17 protein-coding genes and 1 tRNA gene are annotated in these 17,155 nt (G+C 65.8%); 8 read left to right on the top strand and 10 right to left on the bottom strand.

The window, feature by feature from the left end:
- Window positions 1–16 precede the first annotated feature (16 nt).
- Window positions 17–265: a YgjP-like metallopeptidase domain-containing protein gene (locus tag CVM52_RS09745; protein WP_133119819.1), complete on the bottom strand. Its 249-nt coding sequence runs from the start codon at window positions 263–265 to the stop codon at window positions 17–19.
- Window positions 266–365: 100 nt separating this feature from the next.
- Between CVM52_RS09745 and CVM52_RS09740 the strand changes: the two genes are divergently transcribed.
- The 3 genes from CVM52_RS09740 to CVM52_RS09730 all read left to right on the top strand — a co-directional run bounded on the left by CVM52_RS09740 (window position 366) and on the right by CVM52_RS09730 (window position 1,528).
- Entirely contained in the window at window positions 366–692 is a 327-nt protein-coding gene (locus CVM52_RS09740) for a TIGR02300 family protein (protein ID WP_100162320.1), read from the top strand.
- Window positions 693–766: 74 nt separating this feature from the next.
- A tRNA-Ala gene (locus CVM52_RS09735) sits at window positions 767–842 on the top strand.
- Between the two features lie 242 nt (window positions 843–1,084).
- On the top strand, window positions 1,085–1,528 hold the full coding sequence (locus tag CVM52_RS09730; protein ID WP_370741482.1) for an AAC(3)-I family aminoglycoside N-acetyltransferase: 444 nt from the start codon (window positions 1,085–1,087) through the stop codon (window positions 1,526–1,528).
- Between the two features lie 119 nt (window positions 1,529–1,647).
- Here the strand turns inward: CVM52_RS09730 and CVM52_RS09725 are convergent, their stop codons facing one another.
- Together CVM52_RS09725 and CVM52_RS09720 are read right to left on the bottom strand one after the other, a co-directional pair.
- Window positions 1,648–2,397 (bottom strand): sulfite exporter TauE/SafE family protein, encoded by a 750-nt coding sequence (locus CVM52_RS09725; protein ID WP_100162316.1) that lies wholly within the window; start codon window positions 2,395–2,397, stop codon window positions 1,648–1,650.
- Between the two features lie 31 nt (window positions 2,398–2,428).
- The gene (locus CVM52_RS09720) at window positions 2,429–2,830 is read right to left on the bottom strand and encodes a hypothetical protein (RefSeq protein ID WP_100162315.1); all 402 of its coding nucleotides are present in this window, start codon (window positions 2,828–2,830) and stop codon (window positions 2,429–2,431) included.
- A 407-nt stretch (window positions 2,831–3,237) separates the two neighbouring features.
- Here CVM52_RS09720 and CVM52_RS09715 point away from each other — a divergent pair, with 407 nt between their 5' ends.
- The 3 genes from CVM52_RS09715 to CVM52_RS09705 all read left to right on the top strand — a co-directional run bounded on the left by CVM52_RS09715 (window position 3,238) and on the right by CVM52_RS09705 (window position 6,212).
- A complete protein-coding gene (locus CVM52_RS09715; protein WP_100162314.1) occupies window positions 3,238–4,245 on the top strand; it encodes a TerC family protein in 1,008 nt (335 codons plus the stop codon).
- A 2-nt stretch (window positions 4,246–4,247) separates the two neighbouring features.
- On the top strand, window positions 4,248–4,877 hold the full coding sequence (locus tag CVM52_RS09710) for an exopolysaccharide biosynthesis protein (RefSeq protein ID WP_172720966.1): 630 nt from the start codon (window positions 4,248–4,250) through the stop codon (window positions 4,875–4,877).
- 96 nt (window positions 4,878–4,973) lie between these two features.
- Window positions 4,974–6,212 (top strand): MFS transporter, encoded by a 1,239-nt coding sequence (locus CVM52_RS09705; RefSeq protein ID WP_100162312.1) that lies wholly within the window; start codon window positions 4,974–4,976, stop codon window positions 6,210–6,212.
- Between the two features lie 12 nt (window positions 6,213–6,224).
- Here the strand turns inward: CVM52_RS09705 and trhO are convergent, their stop codons facing one another.
- Complete coding sequence (gene trhO / locus CVM52_RS09700) at window positions 6,225–7,133, bottom strand: oxygen-dependent tRNA uridine(34) hydroxylase TrhO (RefSeq protein ID WP_100162311.1); 909 nt, start codon at window positions 7,131–7,133, stop codon at window positions 6,225–6,227.
- A 103-nt stretch (window positions 7,134–7,236) separates the two neighbouring features.
- Here trhO and pncA point away from each other — a divergent pair, with 103 nt between their 5' ends.
- Window positions 7,237–7,836 (top strand): bifunctional nicotinamidase/pyrazinamidase, encoded by a 600-nt coding sequence (pncA, locus tag CVM52_RS09695; RefSeq protein WP_100162310.1) that lies wholly within the window; start codon window positions 7,237–7,239, stop codon window positions 7,834–7,836.
- Between the two features lie 86 nt (window positions 7,837–7,922).
- Window positions 7,923–9,212 carry a nicotinate phosphoribosyltransferase gene (gene pncB / locus CVM52_RS09690; RefSeq protein ID WP_100162309.1) on the top strand — a complete coding sequence of 430 codons (1,290 nt, stop codon included), beginning with the start codon at window positions 7,923–7,925 and terminating at the stop codon, window positions 9,210–9,212.
- Between the two features lie 42 nt (window positions 9,213–9,254).
- Here pncB and CVM52_RS09685 read toward each other — a convergent pair whose 3' ends face one another.
- The 6 genes from CVM52_RS09685 to CVM52_RS09660 all read right to left on the bottom strand — a co-directional run bounded on the left by CVM52_RS09685 (window position 9,255) and on the right by CVM52_RS09660 (window position 17,064).
- The gene (locus CVM52_RS09685) at window positions 9,255–10,568 is read right to left on the bottom strand and encodes a sensor histidine kinase (RefSeq protein ID WP_100162308.1); all 1,314 of its coding nucleotides are present in this window, start codon (window positions 10,566–10,568) and stop codon (window positions 9,255–9,257) included.
- A gap of 91 nt (window positions 10,569–10,659) precedes the next feature.
- Window positions 10,660–12,123, bottom strand: coding sequence for an aldehyde dehydrogenase family protein (locus CVM52_RS09680; RefSeq protein WP_100162307.1), 1,464 nt, complete (start codon window positions 12,121–12,123; stop codon window positions 10,660–10,662).
- Window positions 12,116–13,729, bottom strand: coding sequence for an ABC transporter ATP-binding protein (locus tag CVM52_RS09675; protein ID WP_100162306.1), 1,614 nt, complete (start codon window positions 13,727–13,729; stop codon window positions 12,116–12,118). The genes CVM52_RS09680 and CVM52_RS09675 overlap by 8 nt, the downstream gene beginning before the upstream one ends.
- Window positions 13,726–14,541: an ABC transporter permease gene (locus tag CVM52_RS09670; RefSeq protein ID WP_100162305.1), complete on the bottom strand. Its 816-nt coding sequence runs from the start codon at window positions 14,539–14,541 to the stop codon at window positions 13,726–13,728. Before CVM52_RS09670 ends, CVM52_RS09675 begins: the two co-directional genes overlap by 4 nt.
- Window positions 14,538–15,485 carry an ABC transporter permease gene (locus tag CVM52_RS09665; RefSeq protein ID WP_100162304.1) on the bottom strand — a complete coding sequence of 316 codons (948 nt, stop codon included), beginning with the start codon at window positions 15,483–15,485 and terminating at the stop codon, window positions 14,538–14,540. Before CVM52_RS09665 ends, CVM52_RS09670 begins: the two co-directional genes overlap by 4 nt.
- Window positions 15,486–15,585: 100 nt before the next feature.
- Window positions 15,586–17,064, bottom strand: a complete 1,479-nt coding sequence (locus CVM52_RS09660) for an ABC transporter substrate-binding protein (RefSeq protein ID WP_100162303.1) — start codon at window positions 17,062–17,064, stop codon at window positions 15,586–15,588.
- Window positions 17,065–17,155: the final 91 nt, after the last annotated feature.

The following is a 17,155-nucleotide window of genomic DNA, read 5'->3' as shown; positions in this document are numbered from 1 at the left end:
GTATTGCTGGATGACTTTACAGCGAGTGGGACCAGCTACCCGGTGCCACGGTGCAGGCCTCCGGCCGCTCGTCCAGGTGGTCGCGAATCCAGTCTTCCTTGCTGCGGGCGAAATCCAGCGCCTCGTGCTCGGCCACCCCGCGCGGCAGGGTCAGCGTCACCCGCCCGTCCAGCCGCGAGATTCGCAGCGTGATGCGCCGCGCCCGGCCCGACCGGCGCAGGATCAGCGGAACCGGCGGGCTGCCGGGCAGGGTATGATCGGACACTTTCGGGTCTCCAGTTGCCAAAGCCTTTGACAATGCCCACCTCATATGGCACCCGACCTGAATCGTCGACAAGACTCAGCAAATATTCGAGAGGATGGACATGCCCAAGGAAGAATGGGGCACGAAGCGAGTTTGCCCGACCACGGGCAAGCGGTTTTATGACCTTAACCAGAACCCGATCGTCAGCCCCTATACGGGCGAGGTGGTCGAACTCGACACGTCCAAGGCCCGGCTGATCGCCGCCGATGCCGAGGATGCCGCCACGCTCAAGGCGAAGAAGTCGATGGAGAACGATGACGACGTCGTTCTGGACGATGACGATGATGTCGATGTCGATCTGGACGATGATATCCTCGAAGACGAGGATGACAGCGACGACGTTTCGCTGGACGAGATCGCCGACATGTCGTCGGAAGACGAAGACTGACCGACTGCAGCCACCGGGCGGATTTTTCGCTTGATCCCGCCCGGTGATGCGCCTATTCAGCGGCGCACACATTCGGGGCCTTAGCTCAGCTGGGAGAGCGCTTGCATGGCATGCAAGAGGTCAGGGGTTCGATCCCCCTAGGCTCCACCAAATCCCTCCGCAAATCTTTAGTGGATTCTGTCGTTCGCGTCTGAACGGTTGCCGCCGTCCCGGCGTCCGCTTTGCAGCGGGGTTGCGCCGCGCCGGAACTCTGGCGATGCAGATCTTTCCCGCCATCGCGATTCTGGTTCACACTGTCCTTCGTAAACTACGCGGATGCGTAGACCCTGTTCGGGGTTGCGCCCCGGAGGAGTTTCGGCGTGAAACCAAAGACCCATCGCAAGAATCTTGCCATCCGCCGCTTGCGGCCCGGAGACGATGCGCTTTTTCACGGGATGCTCGATCTCTTCGCCGAGGTTTTTGACGATGCCGAAAGCTACAGCAGCGCAAGGCCCGGACAGGCCTACCGAAGCGCGCTCCTGGCGCGCGATGACGTTGTCATGCTGGTGGCTCTGGAAGACCAAACCCTTGCCGGCGCGCTGGTGGCCTACAAGCTGCGCAAATTCGAGCAGGAACGCTCGGAATTCTACATTTACGATTTGGCCGTTGCACAGGCATGGCGGCGGCGGGGCATAGCCACGGCGCTGATCGACCACCTGAAAACAATTGCAAAAACCAATGGCGGCTGGGTCGTTTACGTGCAGGCCGACGATGGCGATGATCCTGCCATCGCGCTATATTCCAAACTTGGTCGGCGCGAAAACGTCCTGCATTTCGATCTGTTTTTGGACAGATAGCTGCCGGTCGATCCGGTTGCAGCATCCAGGCACCCAAGCGCCCCCGTCGTTGCACGCGCCTGCGATCTCCGCGGTAGGTTTTTCCGGACCATCGGCTGCCGAAATTCAGGCAATCCCGGTCAATTCGCGCCGAACCCGCGCCACAGGCCGTACAGCCCCAGGCCGACGATCAGCCCCCCCACCGCAACCATCAGTCCCCGCCTTGGCGCATAGCGCAGGGCGATGGCGGCGAAGGGCGCTGCCGGCAAGCCGCCCACCACCAGGGCCAGCGCCGCCCCCCCGAATTCGCGCCAACCCAGATGCCCGGCAAAGGTGATGGCGATGGCGGTGGTGACAAAGAACTCGGCGGCAACCGACGAGCCGATCATGTGCCGCGCCGACCCGCCCGATGCCACCAGCGTGCCGGATACGATCGGTCCCCAGCCGCCGCCGCCGACCGCATCGAGAAAGCCGCCGACAGCGCCCAGCGATTTGACCCCGCGCGGCGGATGAATGCCCGGCGTGGCGCGGAACGCCTTCCACAGAATCACCACCCCCATCGCGGTCAGGTACAGCGACACGAAGGGCACCAGCCAGTCGCCGATCCCGGTGGCCAGCAGGGTCGCACCCAGGATACCGCCCAGCACCCCGGCAATGGCCAGCGGCCGAACCAGCCGCCAGTCGACATTGCGGGCAACGCCGTGTGACGCGGCGCTGGCGGCGGTGGTGGCGCTTTCCGCCAGGTGCACCGCCGCACTGGCCGCCGCCGGGGAATAGCCCAGCGTCAGCAGCAGCGAAGTCGAGGTCAGCCCATAGGCCATGCCCAGCGCGCCATCCACCATCTGCGCGGCAAAGCCCACCGCGGCGATCTGCCAGAACGCTTCGATCACAATTGCGGTCTCTTGCGGCCCATGCCGGGGATCAGGCGGCCTTTTTCAGCCTGCTGTGAGTCGGGGTTGCCGGCCCGGCCGGGCGCGGGGTCAACGGTGTCACGTTGGTCGGGCTGCGCCAGCTGTCGGCGCGGGCGCGGACCAGCGCGCGGAACAGCCAGGCGGTAAGCACGCAGGCGCCGAGGCTCAGAATGTCACCGCTGGCCGCCATCGCGCTGCCGGCAGACAGGCCGCCCTGCAGCAGCTGCCACAGGCCGACAAACGGCGCGAACAGCGCAATCGGGAACAGACCGACCAGCAGCGACAGCAGCACCGACGCCAGCACGTCGCTTTTCAGCCAGCTGGTTTCGGCGGCACGGCGGTTGCAGTAATAGATCGCGCAGATCAGTGCCAACGAGGCCAGGCTGGCGATCAGGGCGGCGGTGTGGTGCATGTCAGGGTCCTTTCTCAGACCGGATGTGCAGGGGAAAGATGGAAGGGATCTGCGTGCTCAGCACGGCCCAGGCGATGGCGCACTCCAGCGCATCGGCCCAAATCGGCGGAACATGTTCGCAAGATCGACCCTCAGCCGCCCCGCATGGTCGGGGGCGCAACGACCGTCCGTCGTAGGGGCAAGACGCGGCTGCACAAGCGGCCGTGGATGGTCTGCGGCGGGCAAGAATGAGATTTGCACGGTCCGGATGCGGTTCAATGGGGCGGTAAAAAAATATTCTTGGGCCGACCGCTTGTAGCCCTTCCGGGAACGCCCACTTCTCGAAAGCCCGGCGACCGATCCTGCACCGGTCCGGCCGGGTGTCGCACCGGCCGTCACTGTCGGCGGTGCATTTTCGGGGCGGAAAATTGGATCTTCTCTTTCTCGACTTCCTGGGCAAGCCCGTCTGGAGCTGGGCCCTGTTCCTGCTGCTGGTCCTCGCGCTTCTGGTCTTCGATCTGGGCGTGCTGCACCGCCACTCCCACGAGATCGGCATCCGCGAAAGCCTGCTGCTGTCTGGCTTTTACATCAGCATCGGCCTGCTGTTTTCGATCTGGATCTGGCAGTTCATGGGCGAGCGCGCGGCGCTGCTTTACCTGACCGGTTTCGTGGTCGAAAAAAGCTTGGCGATGGACAATATCTTCGTCATCGCGATGATATTCGCCTATTTCGGGGTGCCGCGCGCCTATCAGCACCGGGTGCTGGTCTATGGCATCCTGGGCGTGATCATCCTGCGCGGCCTGATGATCGGTGTCGGCGCGGCGGTGGTCGAACATTTCGAATGGGTGCTGCTGATCTTCGCCGCCTTCCTGATCTTTACCGGGATCAAGATGCTACGCGATGGCGATGCGGAATACGACGTGGCGCGCAACCCGGTGCTGCGCTTCATGCGACGCCATTTTCGTGTCAGCGCCGGAGTGTCGGGCGACCGGTTTTTCCTGCGCCAGCCGGTGGCACCGGATGGCGCCACTGCGCTGTTCATCACCCCGCTGTTCCTGGCGCTGGTGATGGTGGAACTGGCCGACGTGATCTTCGCGGTCGACTCGATCCCGGCGATTTTCGCAATCACCACCGATCCCTACCTGGTCTACACCTCGAACATCTTTGCCATTCTCGGCCTGCGCGCGCTGTATTTCGCGCTGTCAGCAATGATGCACCGCTTTGTGTATCTCAAGACGGCGGTGTCGCTGGTGCTGATCTTTATCGGTGCCAAGGTGATCGGGGCCGAGCTGTTGGGCATCGAAAAACTGCCGGCGGCGATCTCGCTGACGGTGACCGCCACGTTGCTGATCGGCGGCATCGCGCTGTCGCTGTGGCAGACCCGCCAGCCCACCCCGGCCGTCCCGGCGCGGCACAGCCCGGTGCGGTCGGAATGACGATGGCGGAACAGGACGCACCGCTGCTGGTCCGCCGGCCCGGCCGCCGGCTGTCGCAGGTGCTGCGCGATCTTCAGGCCCGCGAGGGCCTGAGGATCTCGGTCGGCGACATCGTCGGCGCGCTGCGCGACCGCAGTTTTGCGCCGCTGCTGGTGATCTTCTCGGCGCCGAACATCTTCCTGTTCATCCCCGGATCGTCGGTGTTTACCGGCCTGCCGCTGATGGTTCTGGCGGTACAGCTGATTCTGGGGCGCCCGGATGTATGGCTGCCGCAATTTGTCGCCCGGCGGTCCCTCGACCGCAGCGCCTTTGACCGGATCGTCACGGTCTCGGTGCCCTATGTCGAACGGGTCGAACGCCTGGCCAGGCCGCGCTGGTGGCCCACCTCCTATCTGCTGGCCGAACGGGTGATCGGCCTGTGCACGCTGATCCTGGCGATTTTCCTGTTCCTGCCGATCCCCTTTGCCAACGGCCTGCCGGCGCTGTCGATCATCCTGCTGGCGCTGGGGCTCAGCGAGCGCGACGGCTATTGGTTCGCCGCCGGGCTGGTGCTGACCGTCCTGTCGACCGGTTTTGTCGCCGGGGTGGTGTTTCTGGGCGGCGTTGCAGTGCTGGAACTGCTGTTTCGCTGACCGGCCGACGCTCTGCAGGCCATGACGCCAGCCGCCCCGGCACGCGGCGCTCGACTGGCCCTATGCAAATCCCGCGCCGCCGCCTAGCGTGCCGGCATGGGAGACGAGATTCACGACAGCGCCTATTCCTGGCTGCGCCTGCTGGTCACGCTGGCCATCGCCACGGTGGCCAATGTGGGCATGTGGTCGGTGGTGGTGGTGATGCCGGCGATCGAGGCCGATTTCGCGGTCGGTCGGGCCGAGGCGTCGCTGCCCTATACGCTCACCATGATCGGCTTTGCGCTGGGCAATCTGCTGATCGGCCGGGTGGTGGACCGGTTCGGGGTGACGCTGGCGCTGAACGGCGCGGCCGCGGCGATTGCACTGGGCTTCCTGCTGACCACGCTGGCGCCCTCGATCCTGCTGTTGTCGCTGGCGCAATTGCTGGTGGGGCTGGGCACCGGCGTGGGCTTCGGCCCGCTGATCGCCGATATCTCGCACTGGTTTCTGAAACGGCGCGGCATCGCGGTGGCGCTGGTGGCCAGCGGCAATTACCTCTCGGGCGCGATCTGGCCGACGCTTCTGGCCGGGGTCCTGGCCGACCGGGGCTGGCAGGCGGTCCATCTATTGCTGGCGTTGATCACGGTGCTGGCGATTGTGCCGCTGTCGCTGCTGCTGCGGCGCAAGCTGCCCGAGGCGGCGCATGGGCTGGCCCAGGCGGCCTCGGATCTGCGGGCCAAAAGCGCCGGCATGTCCACCCGCAGCCTGACCTGGCTGCTGGGTCTGGCCGGGATCGGCTGCTGCGTGGCGATGTCGATGCCGCAGGTACATATCGTCGCCTATTGCGTCGGGCTGGGCTATGGCCCGGCGGTGGGGGCGGAAATGCTGTCGCTGATGCTGCTGGGCGGGGTGGTCAGCCGGGTGGTGTCGGGACTGCTCGCCGATCGGCTGGGCGGGGTGCGGACGCTGCTGATCGGATCGCTGCTGCAATGCCTGGCGCTGTTTTTCTACCTGCCCTGGGACGGCATGGCGCCGCTTTACGCGATCAGCCTGATGTTCGGCCTGGCCCAGGGCGGGATCGTGCCCAGCTATGCGCTGGTGGTGCGCGAATATATGCCCGCGCGCGAGGCCGGGGCGCGGGTGGGTTTTGTCCTGATGATGACCATCCTGGGCATGGCGCTGGGCGGCTGGATGGCCGGCTGGATCTACGAGATGACCGGCAGCTACCGGCTGGCCTTTGTCAACGGCATCGTCTGGAACGGGCTGAACATTGCCATCATGGTCCTGCTGCTGCTGCGCTCGCACCCGCGTGCCCGGCATGTTGCAGCGACGAAATACGCCGGGACCTATCGATAAGTCTCGCGCCGCTCAGTCCTGCAGCGGCATGTGCAGCTCGCCGCGGGCGCGGGCCAGCGCGATCTGCCGCTGCCGTTCGCGAAAGCGCGCCTTGTCCTGGTCCGAGGTCTCGTCGATGCAGTGGTGGCAGGACACCCCGGCCTCGTATTCCGGCCGCCGGGTATCCTCGGGCAGGATCGGCCGGCGGCAGCCATGGCACAGCAGGTGCGGCCCCTCGGTCAGCCCGTGCCCGACGCTGACCCGGTTGTCGAAGACGAAACAGTCGCCCTGCCAGGTGCTGTCCTCGGCCGGCACCTCTTCGAGATATTTCAGGATGCCACCTTTCAGGTGAAACACTTCGGGCACGCCCTGGCCCAGCAGGTAATTGGTGGATTTCTCGCAGCGGATGCCACCGGTGCAGAACATCGCGATCCGCTTGTTGTGAAAGCGGTGCTTGTTCGCCTCCCACCAGGCCGGGAATTCGCCAAAGCTCTTGGTCTGCGGATCGATGGCGCCTTCGAAACTGCCGATCGCCACCTCGTAATCGTTGCGGGTGTCGATCACCGCCACGTCGGGCTGGCGGATCAGGTCATTCCATTCGGCCGCCTCGACGTAATGGCCAACCCTGGCCTGCGGGTCGACATCGGGCTGACCCATGGTGACGATCTCGCGTTTCAGCCGCACCTTCAACTTGCCAAAGGGCGGGGTGGTCGCCTGCGATTCCTTCCACTCCAGCCCGGCACAGCCGGGCAGCGCGCGGATATGGGCCAGCGCCGCGTCGATCCCGGCGCGCGGGCCGGCAATGGTGCCGTTGATCCCTTCGGGCGCCAGCAGCAGCGTGCCCTTCACCTGCCCGGCGCGGCACACCGCCTCCAGCCCCGGTTTCAACGCGGCCGGGTCGGCGAAACGGGTGAAATGATACAGCGCGGCGATGGTGTACATACGCCCCGCATAGTCCCGCATGCCGCCTCCCGCAAGCCCGAGCATTGACGCCGCGGCGCTGCCCGCCTACCCCTTTGGCGTGCCGCTGCCAGGGAGACCCACCATGTCCAACGCGCTGATCGTCATCGACGTGCAGAACGATTTCTGCCCCGGCGGAGCGCTGGCCGTGCCCGAGGGCGATGCAGTGGTGCCGGTGATCAACGCGATGATGGACCAGTTCGACTCGGTGATCCTGACACAGGACTGGCACCCGGCCGGCCATTCCTCCTTCGCCAGCTCGCATCCGGGCAAGGCGCCTTACGAGCTGACCGAGATGTTCTATGGCGCGCAGGTGCTGTGGCCCGATCACTGCGTCCAGGGCAGCGCCGGCGCCGCCTTTCACGCCGATCTCAGGACCGATGCCGACCTGATCCTGCGCAAGGGCTTCCGCCCGGCGATCGACAGCTATTCGGCGTTTTTCGAAAATGACCGCCGCACGCCCACCGGGCTGGAAGGCTACCTGCGCAGCCGCGGCATCACCGACCTGACGCTGGTGGGGCTGGCCACCGATTTCTGCGTGCATTACTCGGCGGTCGATGCCGCGCGGCTGGGCTTTGGCGCGACCGTGGCGCTGGGCGCCTGCCGCGGCATCGACCTGGACGGCTCGATGGTGGCGGCCTCCGAGGCGATGGCCACCGCCGGCGTGACCCTGCTGCCGGCCTGAGCGCAGGCGCGCAGCCCATTGATTTTGCTTGGCCCGGCGCATGGGTGTAGCGTATCAGGCCATGACCCCTGTACAGGAGCCCGGCCTTGGACATCGCAGCCCGCGTCTATGATCACAAATGGAAGATCGATCCGATCGTGCGGTCGCTGATCGACACCGATTTCTACAAGCTGCTGATGTGCCAGTCGGTGTTTCGCAACAAGCCCGACACCCAGGTGACCTTTTCGCTGATCAACCGCTCGAAACACGTGCCGCTGGCCCGGCTGATCGACGAGGGCGAGCTGCGCGAGCAACTGGATCATATCCGCTCGCTCTCGCTCAGCCGCGGCGAAAGCACCTGGCTGCGCGGCAATACCTTTTATGGCAAGCGCCAGATGTTCCGCCCCGATTTCATGGAATGGTTCGAACAGCTGCGCCTGCCGCCCTATCACCTGGAACGCAAGGACGATCAGTACGAGCTGACCTTCGAGGGCGCCTGGCCCGAGGTGATGCTGTGGGAAATCCCGGCGCTGGCGGTGCTGATGGAACTGCGCGGGCGGCGGGTGCTGAATGATCTGGGCCGGTTCGAGCTCAAGGTGCTTTATGCCCGGGCGATGACCCGGCTGTGGGAAAAGATCGAACGCCTGCGCACCCTGCCCGAGCTGGGGATCGCCGATTTCGGCACCCGGCGGCGGCATTCCTTCCTGTGGCAGGACTGGTGCGTGCAGGCGATGATCGAGGGGCTGGGCCCCAAGTTCACCGGCACTTCGAACTGCCTGATCGCAATGCGCCGCGAGGTCGAGGCAATCGGCACCAACGCGCATGAACTGCCGATGGTCTATAGCGCGCTGGCCGACAGCGACGCCGAACTGGCGCGCGCGCCCTACGAGGTGCTGGAGGATTGGCACGAGGAACACGAGGGCAACCTGCGGATCATCCTGCCGGACACCTATGGCACCAAGGGGTTCCTGGAACGTGCGCCGGACTGGCTGGTGGGCTGGACCGGGGTGCGGATCGACAGCGGCGATCCGGCCACCGGCGCCGAGATCGCCATCGACTGGTGGAAATCGCGCGGCGAGGACCCGCGCGAGAAACGGGTGATCTTTTCCGACGGGCTGGATGTCGACAAGATCATCGAGCTGCACGACCAGTTTGCCGGGCGGGTCAAGGCCAGCTTTGGCTGGGGCACGCTGCTGACCAATGATTTCCGCGGCCTGGTCAAGGATGACGCGCTGGCGCCGTTTTCGCTGGTCTGCAAGGCGGTCAGCGCCGAGGGCCGCCCGACGGTGAAACTGTCCGACAACCCGGAAAAGGCCATGGGCCCGGCCGAGGAGGTTGCGCGTTACAAGCGGGTGTTTGGCGTCGGCACGCAAGAGCACTACAAGGTCATCGTCTGAGCGTCATCCTCTGCGCCGGCCGGGCCGGCGCGCACCGCCGGTTCAGAATGCGGGCATGGTAAAGCTGAAGATGGTGCCCGACGGCGAGGCGTCGCGCAGCGAGATGCCGGTGCCCCAGCGGGTGACGATGCGGCGCACCAGCGCCAGCCCGACGCCCGAGACCTCTGCGGAGTTTTCCCGCTTTTCCAGCGACCAGAACATGTCGAACACCTTGCCGGCATCCGTGCGGGCGATGCCGGGGCCGTTGTCCTCCACTTCGAAGCGGTGGCCGTTGCCCGCGCGCAGGTGGCGCACGATGATCTGCGGCCGCTGGTCGGGGTGGTGCTTGACCGCGTTCGAAATCAGGTTGCGCAGGATGATGCCCAGTTCCACCGCCTGCGCGCGCACCACCGGAAACTCGCCCACCAGGCTGACGCTGCCGCCGGCCGGAACATGCAGCCGGGCGATCTCTTCCACCAGGGCGCGCAGGTCCACCTCGGTGATTTCCTGCGCCGCGCCTTCCACCCGGATATAACGGAACACCGCGGCCACCAGCGCTTCAAGCTTGGCGGCGCGGTTGGCGATCATCTGCACATGGCTGCGCGCATCGCCCTGCCCGGCAGTTTCGCCAAGATCGTCCAGCGCGAATTCCGCCAAAGACGCGATCTGGCGCAGCGGCGCGCGCAGGTCATGCACGGCGATCTGGGTGAACTGCTCCATCTCGTCGATGCGGGTGGCGTCATGTTCAAAGCGCAGCCGCGCCCGTTGCCGCACCAGGACCAGCAGGCCGGCGGTCAGCAAGGCGATCAAGGCAAAGGGCAGCAACAGCACCAGCGCCTTGCGATCCTCCAGCGCCGATTGCTGGGACTGCATATGCGCAATCACCTGCCCGCGCAGCCGCGCAAGTTCGCCCAGCGCATCGGTGTCGCTGATCCGCACCGCGGTGTCGATCTCGCGCGCCGACACGCCGGCCTCGTGCAGGGCGACAACCCGGCCGATATGGTCCAGATAGGCGCGGATGGTCTGGCGCTGGGCCTCCAGCGAGATGTCGGGCTGTGATTCGGCCATGATGCCTTCCAGCCGGTCCAACAATTGCAGCGCCCGTTGTGCCGAGTCGACGGCGGCATCGCGATATTGCGGCTCGTCCGGGCGCAGCACCCAGTTCTTGAAATGGTGGATCATTCCGCCATAGCCGATGGCCGATTGCAATTCGATCATCACGCTGTGCTTGGCCAGTTGCGTTTCGATCAGGCGCGCCTGGTCGCGGCGCGCGTACAGGAACACCGCGGCAAACAGCAACGTCACCGCAACGCCGATACCGGCAATGGTCCAGGTGATGGTTCTCAGGTTGCGCCTGAGTTGAATCTGGGGCGTCATCCGGCCGGCTCCCTTCGCCGCTTGGGTCTGCCCCAACGGCCTTACCGGGAAGGCGTTAAAAAACCGAGTCCACCGGCCGGCAGACCGCCGTTCAGCCGTGAAAGGCGGCCACGGTTTTCAGCTGCGAGAATCCGTATAGCGCCTCGAAGCCTTTTTCCCGGCCATGCCCCGATTTGCCGGTGCCGCCAAAGGGCAGTTCCACGCCGCCGCCGGCGCCGTAATTGTTGATAAAGACCTGGCCGCTGCGCAGCGCCTTTGCCAGCCGCATCTGCCGCGCGCCATTGCCGGTCCAGACACTGGCGACCAGGCCGTAATCGGTGCCATTGGCAATCGCGATCGCCTCCGCCTCGGTCTCGAACGGGATCAGCACCTGCACCGGACCGAATATTTCGTCTTTGGCCAAAACATGATCGGGCGGCACATCGGCAAACAGCGTCGGTTTCACATAGGCGCCGGAGGCGGGGGCATGGGGCACGATCACACCTTCCGCCGCCACGGTCAGATCCCCACCCTTGGCGAGAAAACCGCCAACGATCTCTTTCTGCCGGGCCGAGATCAGCGGCCCCAGCTTCAGATCCTCGGCCGCCGGCCCCACGGTCAGCGCGCCATAGGCCTCGGCCATGCGCTGGCGCACGGTGTCATAGACCCCGCGTTGCACCAGGATGCGGGAGGAGGCGGAACAGGTCTGCCCGGCATTCTGGATCCCGGCATTGACCAGAAAGGGCAGCGCCGCGTCCAGATCGGCATCGTCGAATACCAGCTGCGGCGACTTGCCCCCCAGTTCCAGCGTCACCGGCACCACGTTGCGGGCCGCCGCCGCCTGCACCAGCGCGCCGGTCGGGACCGAGCCGGTAAAGCTGATATGCTGCAGCCCGGGATGCCCGGACAGCGCCGCGCCGGCCTCGGCCCCCAGCCCCGGCACCACGTTCAGCGCGCCGGGCGGGAATCCGGCTTCTTCCGCCAGATGCGCAAAGGCCAGCGCCGTCAGGCAGGCCTCTTCCGCCGGTTTCAGCACGCAGGCATTGCCCATCGCCAGCGCCGCGCCAATCGACCGGCCGATGATCTGCATCGGGTAGTTCCAGGGCACGATATGCCCGGTCACGCCATGCGGCTCGCGCAGGGTATATACCGTGTAGCCGTCGAGATAGGGGATGGTTTCGCCCATCACCTTGTCGGCGGCGCCGCCGTAGAATTCGCAATAGCGCGCCAGTGCCACCGCATCGGCACGCGCCTGGCTCAGCGGTTTGCCCACATCCATCGCTTCCAGCGCCGCCAGGTCGTCGACCCGTTCCGTCACCAGCTGGCCCAGCCGGGTCAGGCAGCGCCCGCGTTCGAGCGCGGTCATCCGGCCCCAGGCGCCGTCGCGGGCGGCCTGGGCCGCCGCCACCGCCGCATCCACATCCTCGGCGCCGCCGCGCGCGATCTGGCAGATCACCGACCCGTCCGACGGGTTCACCAGGTCCAGCGTGCGGCCACTCGCCGGCGCAGTCCATGCCCCGCCGATCAGGCAGGTCGCCGGGTCGAACCACAGGGTCTGTTTCAACGTGTCAGGCATGGGACAAGCTCCTCCGCAGCGCCTCGGGATCGGGCAGGCGCGGGGCCGCCGCGATCAGGCTCTGGGTATAGGGGTGGGACGGGTTTGAGAAGACCTGTTCGGTGTCGCCCTGTTCCACGATCTTGCCGGCCTGCATCACCAGCACCCGGTCGGTGACGGTGCGCACCACCGAAAGGTCATGCGAGATGAACAGGTAGGACAGCCCGTAGGCGCGGCACAGCTCGGCCAGCAGGTCGAGGATCTGCGCCCGCACCGACACGTCCAGCGCGCTGACCGCCTCGTCGAACAGGATCAGCTCGGGCCGGATGATCAGCGCGCGGGCGATGGCGATGCGCTGGCGCTGGCCGCCGGAAAATTCGTGGATGTATTTCGTCGCGTCCTGCGGTTTCAGCCCCACCGCGGTCAGCGCCTCGGCAATCGCCCGGTCGCGTTCGGCGCCGCGCGGCGCCTGCTCCAGCAGGTGGAACGGCTCGGTGATCAGCCGGTCGACCCGATGGCGCGGGTTGAACGACCCGAACGGGTCCTGGAACACCACCTGCATCCGCCGCCGCACTGCCAGGTTGGGTTTCTGCCCGCTGAAAACCGGCTCGCCCTCCAGCCGGATCTCGCCACTCTGCACCGGCTCCAGCCCCAGGATCGCCCGGGTCAGGGTCGATTTTCCGCAGCCGGATTCGCCCACCAGCCCCAGACGCTCGCCCCGGTTCAGGTTAAAGCTCACCCCTTTCACCGCGCGGAACCGCCCCGGATCCTGGAACAGCCGGGTGCGCGGCAGACGATAGTCGCGCACCACGTTTTTCACCTCCAGCAGCGGCGCCGGCGGCGGCGCGGCGGGCAGGTCCACCCGGTGGCCCGAGGCCTCGAACAGGGCGCGGGTATAGGGGTGCTGCATATTGGCCAGCAATTCCCGCGTGCGGCCGGTTTCGACCACCTCGCCATGGCGCATCACCACGATGCGGTCGGCCATGTCCGACACCACCGCCAGGTCATGGGTGATCATCAGCAGCCCCATGCCGAAATCGGCCACCAGCCCCTTCAACAGCTCGAGGATCTGCGCCTGCGTGGTCACGTCCAGCGCGGTGGTCGGCTCGTCGGCGATCAGCAGCTTGGGGCGCAGCGCGATGGCCATGGCGATCACCACGCGCTGGCGCTGTCCGCCGCTCAGCTCATGCGGATAGCGCGACAGCGGGAACCGGTCGGCCGGCAATCCAACCCGGTCCAGCACCTCGCGCGCCCGGACGCGCGCCTGATCGGGCGGCATCGCGTGGTGAACCAGGATGGTTTCCGCCACCTGGTCGCCGATGGTCTGCACCGGGTTCAGCGCCGTCATCGGCTCCTGAAACACCATGCCGACGCTTTCGCCGCGGATCTGGCACAGCGCCGGTTCCGACAGCGTCAAAAGGTCGGTCCCGTCCAGCCGCACCGCGCCGCTGGCTTCCATGCGCTCGGGCAGCAGTTGCATCACCGACAGCGCCGTCATCGACTTGCCCGAACCGCTTTCGCCGGTCACCGCGACAATCTCGCCGGCCTCCACCGTCAGCGATACGCGCTTCAGGATTGGCGTGTCGTGGATGCTCAGCGACAGGTTTTTGATGTCCAGAAGGCTCATGTGCGCGCCACCCTCAGCCGCGGGTCCAGCCAGTCGCGCAGCCCGTCCCCCATCAGGTTCAGCCCCATCACCGTCAGCACGATGGCGATGCCGGGGATCAGCGCCAGGTGCGGGGCAATTGCCACCATGGTCTGCGCATCGGCCAGCATCCGGCCCCAGGACGGCGTCGGCGGCTGCGCACCCAGCCCGATATAGCTCAGCCCGGCCTCGGCCAGGATCGCGAGCGAAAACTGAATGGTCCCCTGCACGATCAGCAGGTTGGTGACATTGGGCAGGATATGTTCCACCGAGATCCGCGCCGCCGATTTTCCCGCCACCCGCGCCGCCATGATGAATTCCCGCTCCCACAGGCTCAGCGCCGCGCCACGGGTGATGCGGGCAAATACCGGGATATTGAAGATGCCGATGGCGATGATCGCGTTCACCGCCCCGGCGCCGAACACCGCGGTGATCAGGATGGCGATCACCAGCGAGGGGAAGGCAAAGACCAGGTCATTGCCGCGCATGATCAGCTCGTCCAGATAGGATCCCTTGCGCGCCGCCGCCGCGAGGCCCAGGGGCACGCCCAGGGTGATGCCGATGCCCACCGCCACCAGCGCCACGGCAATCGAGGTGCGGGCGCCCACCATGATCATCGAAAAGATGTCGCGCCCGAAATGATCGGTGCCGAACCAGTGCACCGGGCCGGGCGTCTGGAACTTTGCCGGGATGTTCATCGCCGTGTGGTCAAACGGCGTCCACAGGAAGGACAGCAGCGCGGCAAAGATGAACAGCGAGGACAGCGCCCCGCCCAGGATCAGGTTGCGATTCATGTGCGCGCCCTCAGCCGCGGGTCAACCGCGGCATAGGTCAGGTCGACCAGGAAATTCACCGCGATCACCGCGAAAACCAGCAGCATCACCACCGATTCCACCACGATCAGGTCGCGCGAATTGATCGCCTGGAAGATCAGCCGCCCCAGGCCGGGCAGGAAGAACACGTTCTCGATGATGATGCCACCGGCCAGCAGGAAGGAAAATTGCAGCCCGATGATGGTCAGCACCGGGATCATCGCGTTGCGCACCCCGTGCCGCCACAGCGCCTGCCGCCGGCTCAGCCCCTTTGCGCGCGCGGTGCGCATGAAATCCTCGCCCAGAATATCCAGCAGGGCCGAGCGCATGACCCGCGCCAGGATCGCCGCCTGCGGCAGCGCCAGCGCGATGGCCGGCAGCGTCAGCGATTTCATCGCCGCAAACGCGCCCTTGTCCCAGCCGGCAAAGCCGCCGGCGCCGAACCAGCGCAGGTTGATGGCAAAGACCAGCACCAGCATCATTGCAAACCAGAAATTCGGGATCGCGACGCCCAGCTGCGTCGCCCCCATCACCGCCACATCCCCCGCCTTGCCCCGGCGCGCGGCGGCATAGATCCCGGCGGGAAAGGCGATCAGGGTCGACAGCGCCAGCGCATAGAGTGCCAGCGGCCCCGACACCGCCAGCCGGTCGGCGATCATCCCGGCCACCGGCGTGCGATAGGTATAGGAAGTGCCGAAATCGCCGCGCAGCATGCCGCCGACCCAGTCCAGGTAACGCTGCCATTTCGGCACATCCAGCCCCAGCTCGGCCCGCAGCGCCGCCACCGTATCGGGCTGGGCATTGATGCCCAGCATGAAACTGGCGGGATCGCCCGGCGCCACCTCGATCACCAGGAAGATCACCAGCGAGGCCACCGCCAGGCTGACGATCAGCGACAGAAACCGTTTGAGGGCATAGCGTTGCATGAGGTCACGTTAGGATTGTGCGCGGACATGGTCCATAGCGCACGGGAGAAAACAAAAAAAGGGCCCCAGAATCCGGGGCCCTTCATCAAGGTAGAGCCGTTTATTCCCAGCTGACCGCCGTCAGATCCACCGCGGCGGTGGGCAGGTCCTTCCACAGGCCCTTGATCCCGGCCTTGGCCACCGTCGGATAGGCCAGTTCGAACAGGAAGCCGTTGACATAGTCGTCGGCGATCATCTTCTGCGCGGTCTGCAGCATCTCGGTGCGCTGGTCGGGGTCGGTGGTCTTGTTCAGCTCGTCCATCAGCGCCTGGAAGTCCGGGTTGTCATATTGGAAGTAGTAATCCGGCCGGGCATAGATGCCGATATCCATCGGCTCGGTATGGCTGACGATGGTCAGGCCGAAATTCTTGCCGTTGAACACCGATTCCAGCCATTGCGCCCATTCCACGTTGATGATCTCGGCGGTGATGCCCACCTCGGCCAGCTGCGCGGCAATGATCTCGCCACCGCGCCGGGCATAGGACGGCGGCGGCAGGTGCAGCGTGGTTTCGAAGCCGTCGGCAAACCCGGCCTCGGACAGCAGCGCCTTGGATTTCTCCGGATCAAAGCCGGACTGCCCGGTCAGGTCGGTATAGGCCGGGTTGTGCGGCGCGAAATGGGTGCCGATCGGCGTGCCATAGCCGAACATCGCGCCATCGATGATCGCCTGCCGGTCGATGGCATGGGCCACCGCCTGGCGCACCTTCACATTGTCGAAGGGCGGCTGCTTGTTGTTGATCGCCAGGATGGTTTCGCCCTCGGTCGAGCCCACCAGCACCTGGAACCGCGGATCCGCTTCGAATTGCGGCAGGTTCTCCGGCGCCGGGAAACCGGCGAAGACATCGACATCCTCGGCCATCACCGCGGCAAAGGCCGCGGTGGGATCGGCGATAAAGCGGAAGGTCGCCTGTTCCAGCACCGGCGCCTCACCCCAGTAATCCGGGTTGCGCTCCAGCTGCAGGCTGTCGCCCTGGGTCCAGTTCACGAATTTGAACGCGCCGGTGCCCACCGGATTGGTCTTGATATCGTCAATGCTTTCGGGGGCAACGATCACCGCGTCGCCCCAGGCCATGTTGAACAGGAACAGCCCGTTGGGCTCTTTCAGCGTGATCGCCACGGTCAGCGGATCGACCACCTCGACCGTGTCGATCGAGGCAAACAGCGCCTTCTGCGCGTTCTGGCTGTCCTCGGCGCGGGCGCGGTCCAGCGAGAATTTCACGTCCTCGGCATCCATCGTGGTGCCGTCGTGAAAGGTCACCCCGTCCTGCAGGTGGAAGGTGTAAACCAGCCCGTCCTCCGAGATGTCCCAGCTTTTCGCCAGCCCCGGCACCACCGAGCCATCGCCCATGAACCGGGTCAGCCCTTCGAACACGTTGGAATACAGCACCGAATCGATCGCCTGCGCGGCGGCGCTGGTCGGGTCCAGATGCGGCGGCTCCAGCTGCATGGCCACGGTGATTTCGGTCTGCGCCTGCGCGGCGCCCAGCCCCGCGGCCACAGCGATGGCGCTGGCAAGGGCCAGCTTTGTGAATTTGGTCATGGCGACACTCCCGGTCAATGAATCTGCGCGCCGTTTACCGGCGGTCTGTCTCTCAGTCTTGGCCGATATTGGTTTCGATACAAGCGATTAA

This window comes from Pseudooceanicola lipolyticus (assembly GCF_002786325.1).
Taxonomy (GTDB): domain Bacteria; phylum Pseudomonadota; class Alphaproteobacteria; order Rhodobacterales; family Rhodobacteraceae; genus Pseudooceanicola_C; species Pseudooceanicola_C lipolyticus.
The sequence above is the reverse complement of the archived record's forward strand: the minus strand, read 5'-3'. Positions and strand labels throughout refer to the sequence as shown.

Coding starts and splice junctions, on each gene's coding strand:
- CVM52_RS09685 (WP_100162308.1), bottom strand. CDS start 10,568: ATGACGCCCCAGATTCAACTCAGGCGCAACCTGAGAACCATCACCTGG.
- CVM52_RS09710 (WP_172720966.1), top strand. CDS start 4,248: ATGGCGGAACAGGACGCACCGCTGCTGGTCCGCCGGCCCGGCCGCCGG.
- CVM52_RS09675 (WP_100162306.1), bottom strand. CDS start 13,729: ATGAGCCTTCTGGACATCAAAAACCTGTCGCTGAGCATCCACGACACG.
- CVM52_RS09740 (WP_100162320.1), top strand. CDS start 366: ATGCCCAAGGAAGAATGGGGCACGAAGCGAGTTTGCCCGACCACGGGC.
- CVM52_RS09720 (WP_100162315.1), bottom strand. CDS start 2,830: ATGCACCACACCGCCGCCCTGATCGCCAGCCTGGCCTCGTTGGCACTG.
- trhO (WP_100162311.1), bottom strand. CDS start 7,133: ATGTACACCATCGCCGCGCTGTATCATTTCACCCGTTTCGCCGACCCG.
- pncA (WP_100162310.1), top strand. CDS start 7,237: ATGTCCAACGCGCTGATCGTCATCGACGTGCAGAACGATTTCTGCCCC.
- CVM52_RS09705 (WP_100162312.1), top strand. CDS start 4,974: ATGGGAGACGAGATTCACGACAGCGCCTATTCCTGGCTGCGCCTGCTG.
- CVM52_RS09670 (WP_100162305.1), bottom strand. CDS start 14,541: ATGAATCGCAACCTGATCCTGGGCGGGGCGCTGTCCTCGCTGTTCATC.
- CVM52_RS09660 (WP_100162303.1), bottom strand. CDS start 17,064: ATGACCAAATTCACAAAGCTGGCCCTTGCCAGCGCCATCGCTGTGGCC.
- CVM52_RS09665 (WP_100162304.1), bottom strand. CDS start 15,485: ATGCAACGCTATGCCCTCAAACGGTTTCTGTCGCTGATCGTCAGCCTG.
- CVM52_RS09680 (WP_100162307.1), bottom strand. CDS start 12,123: ATGCCTGACACGTTGAAACAGACCCTGTGGTTCGACCCGGCGACCTGC.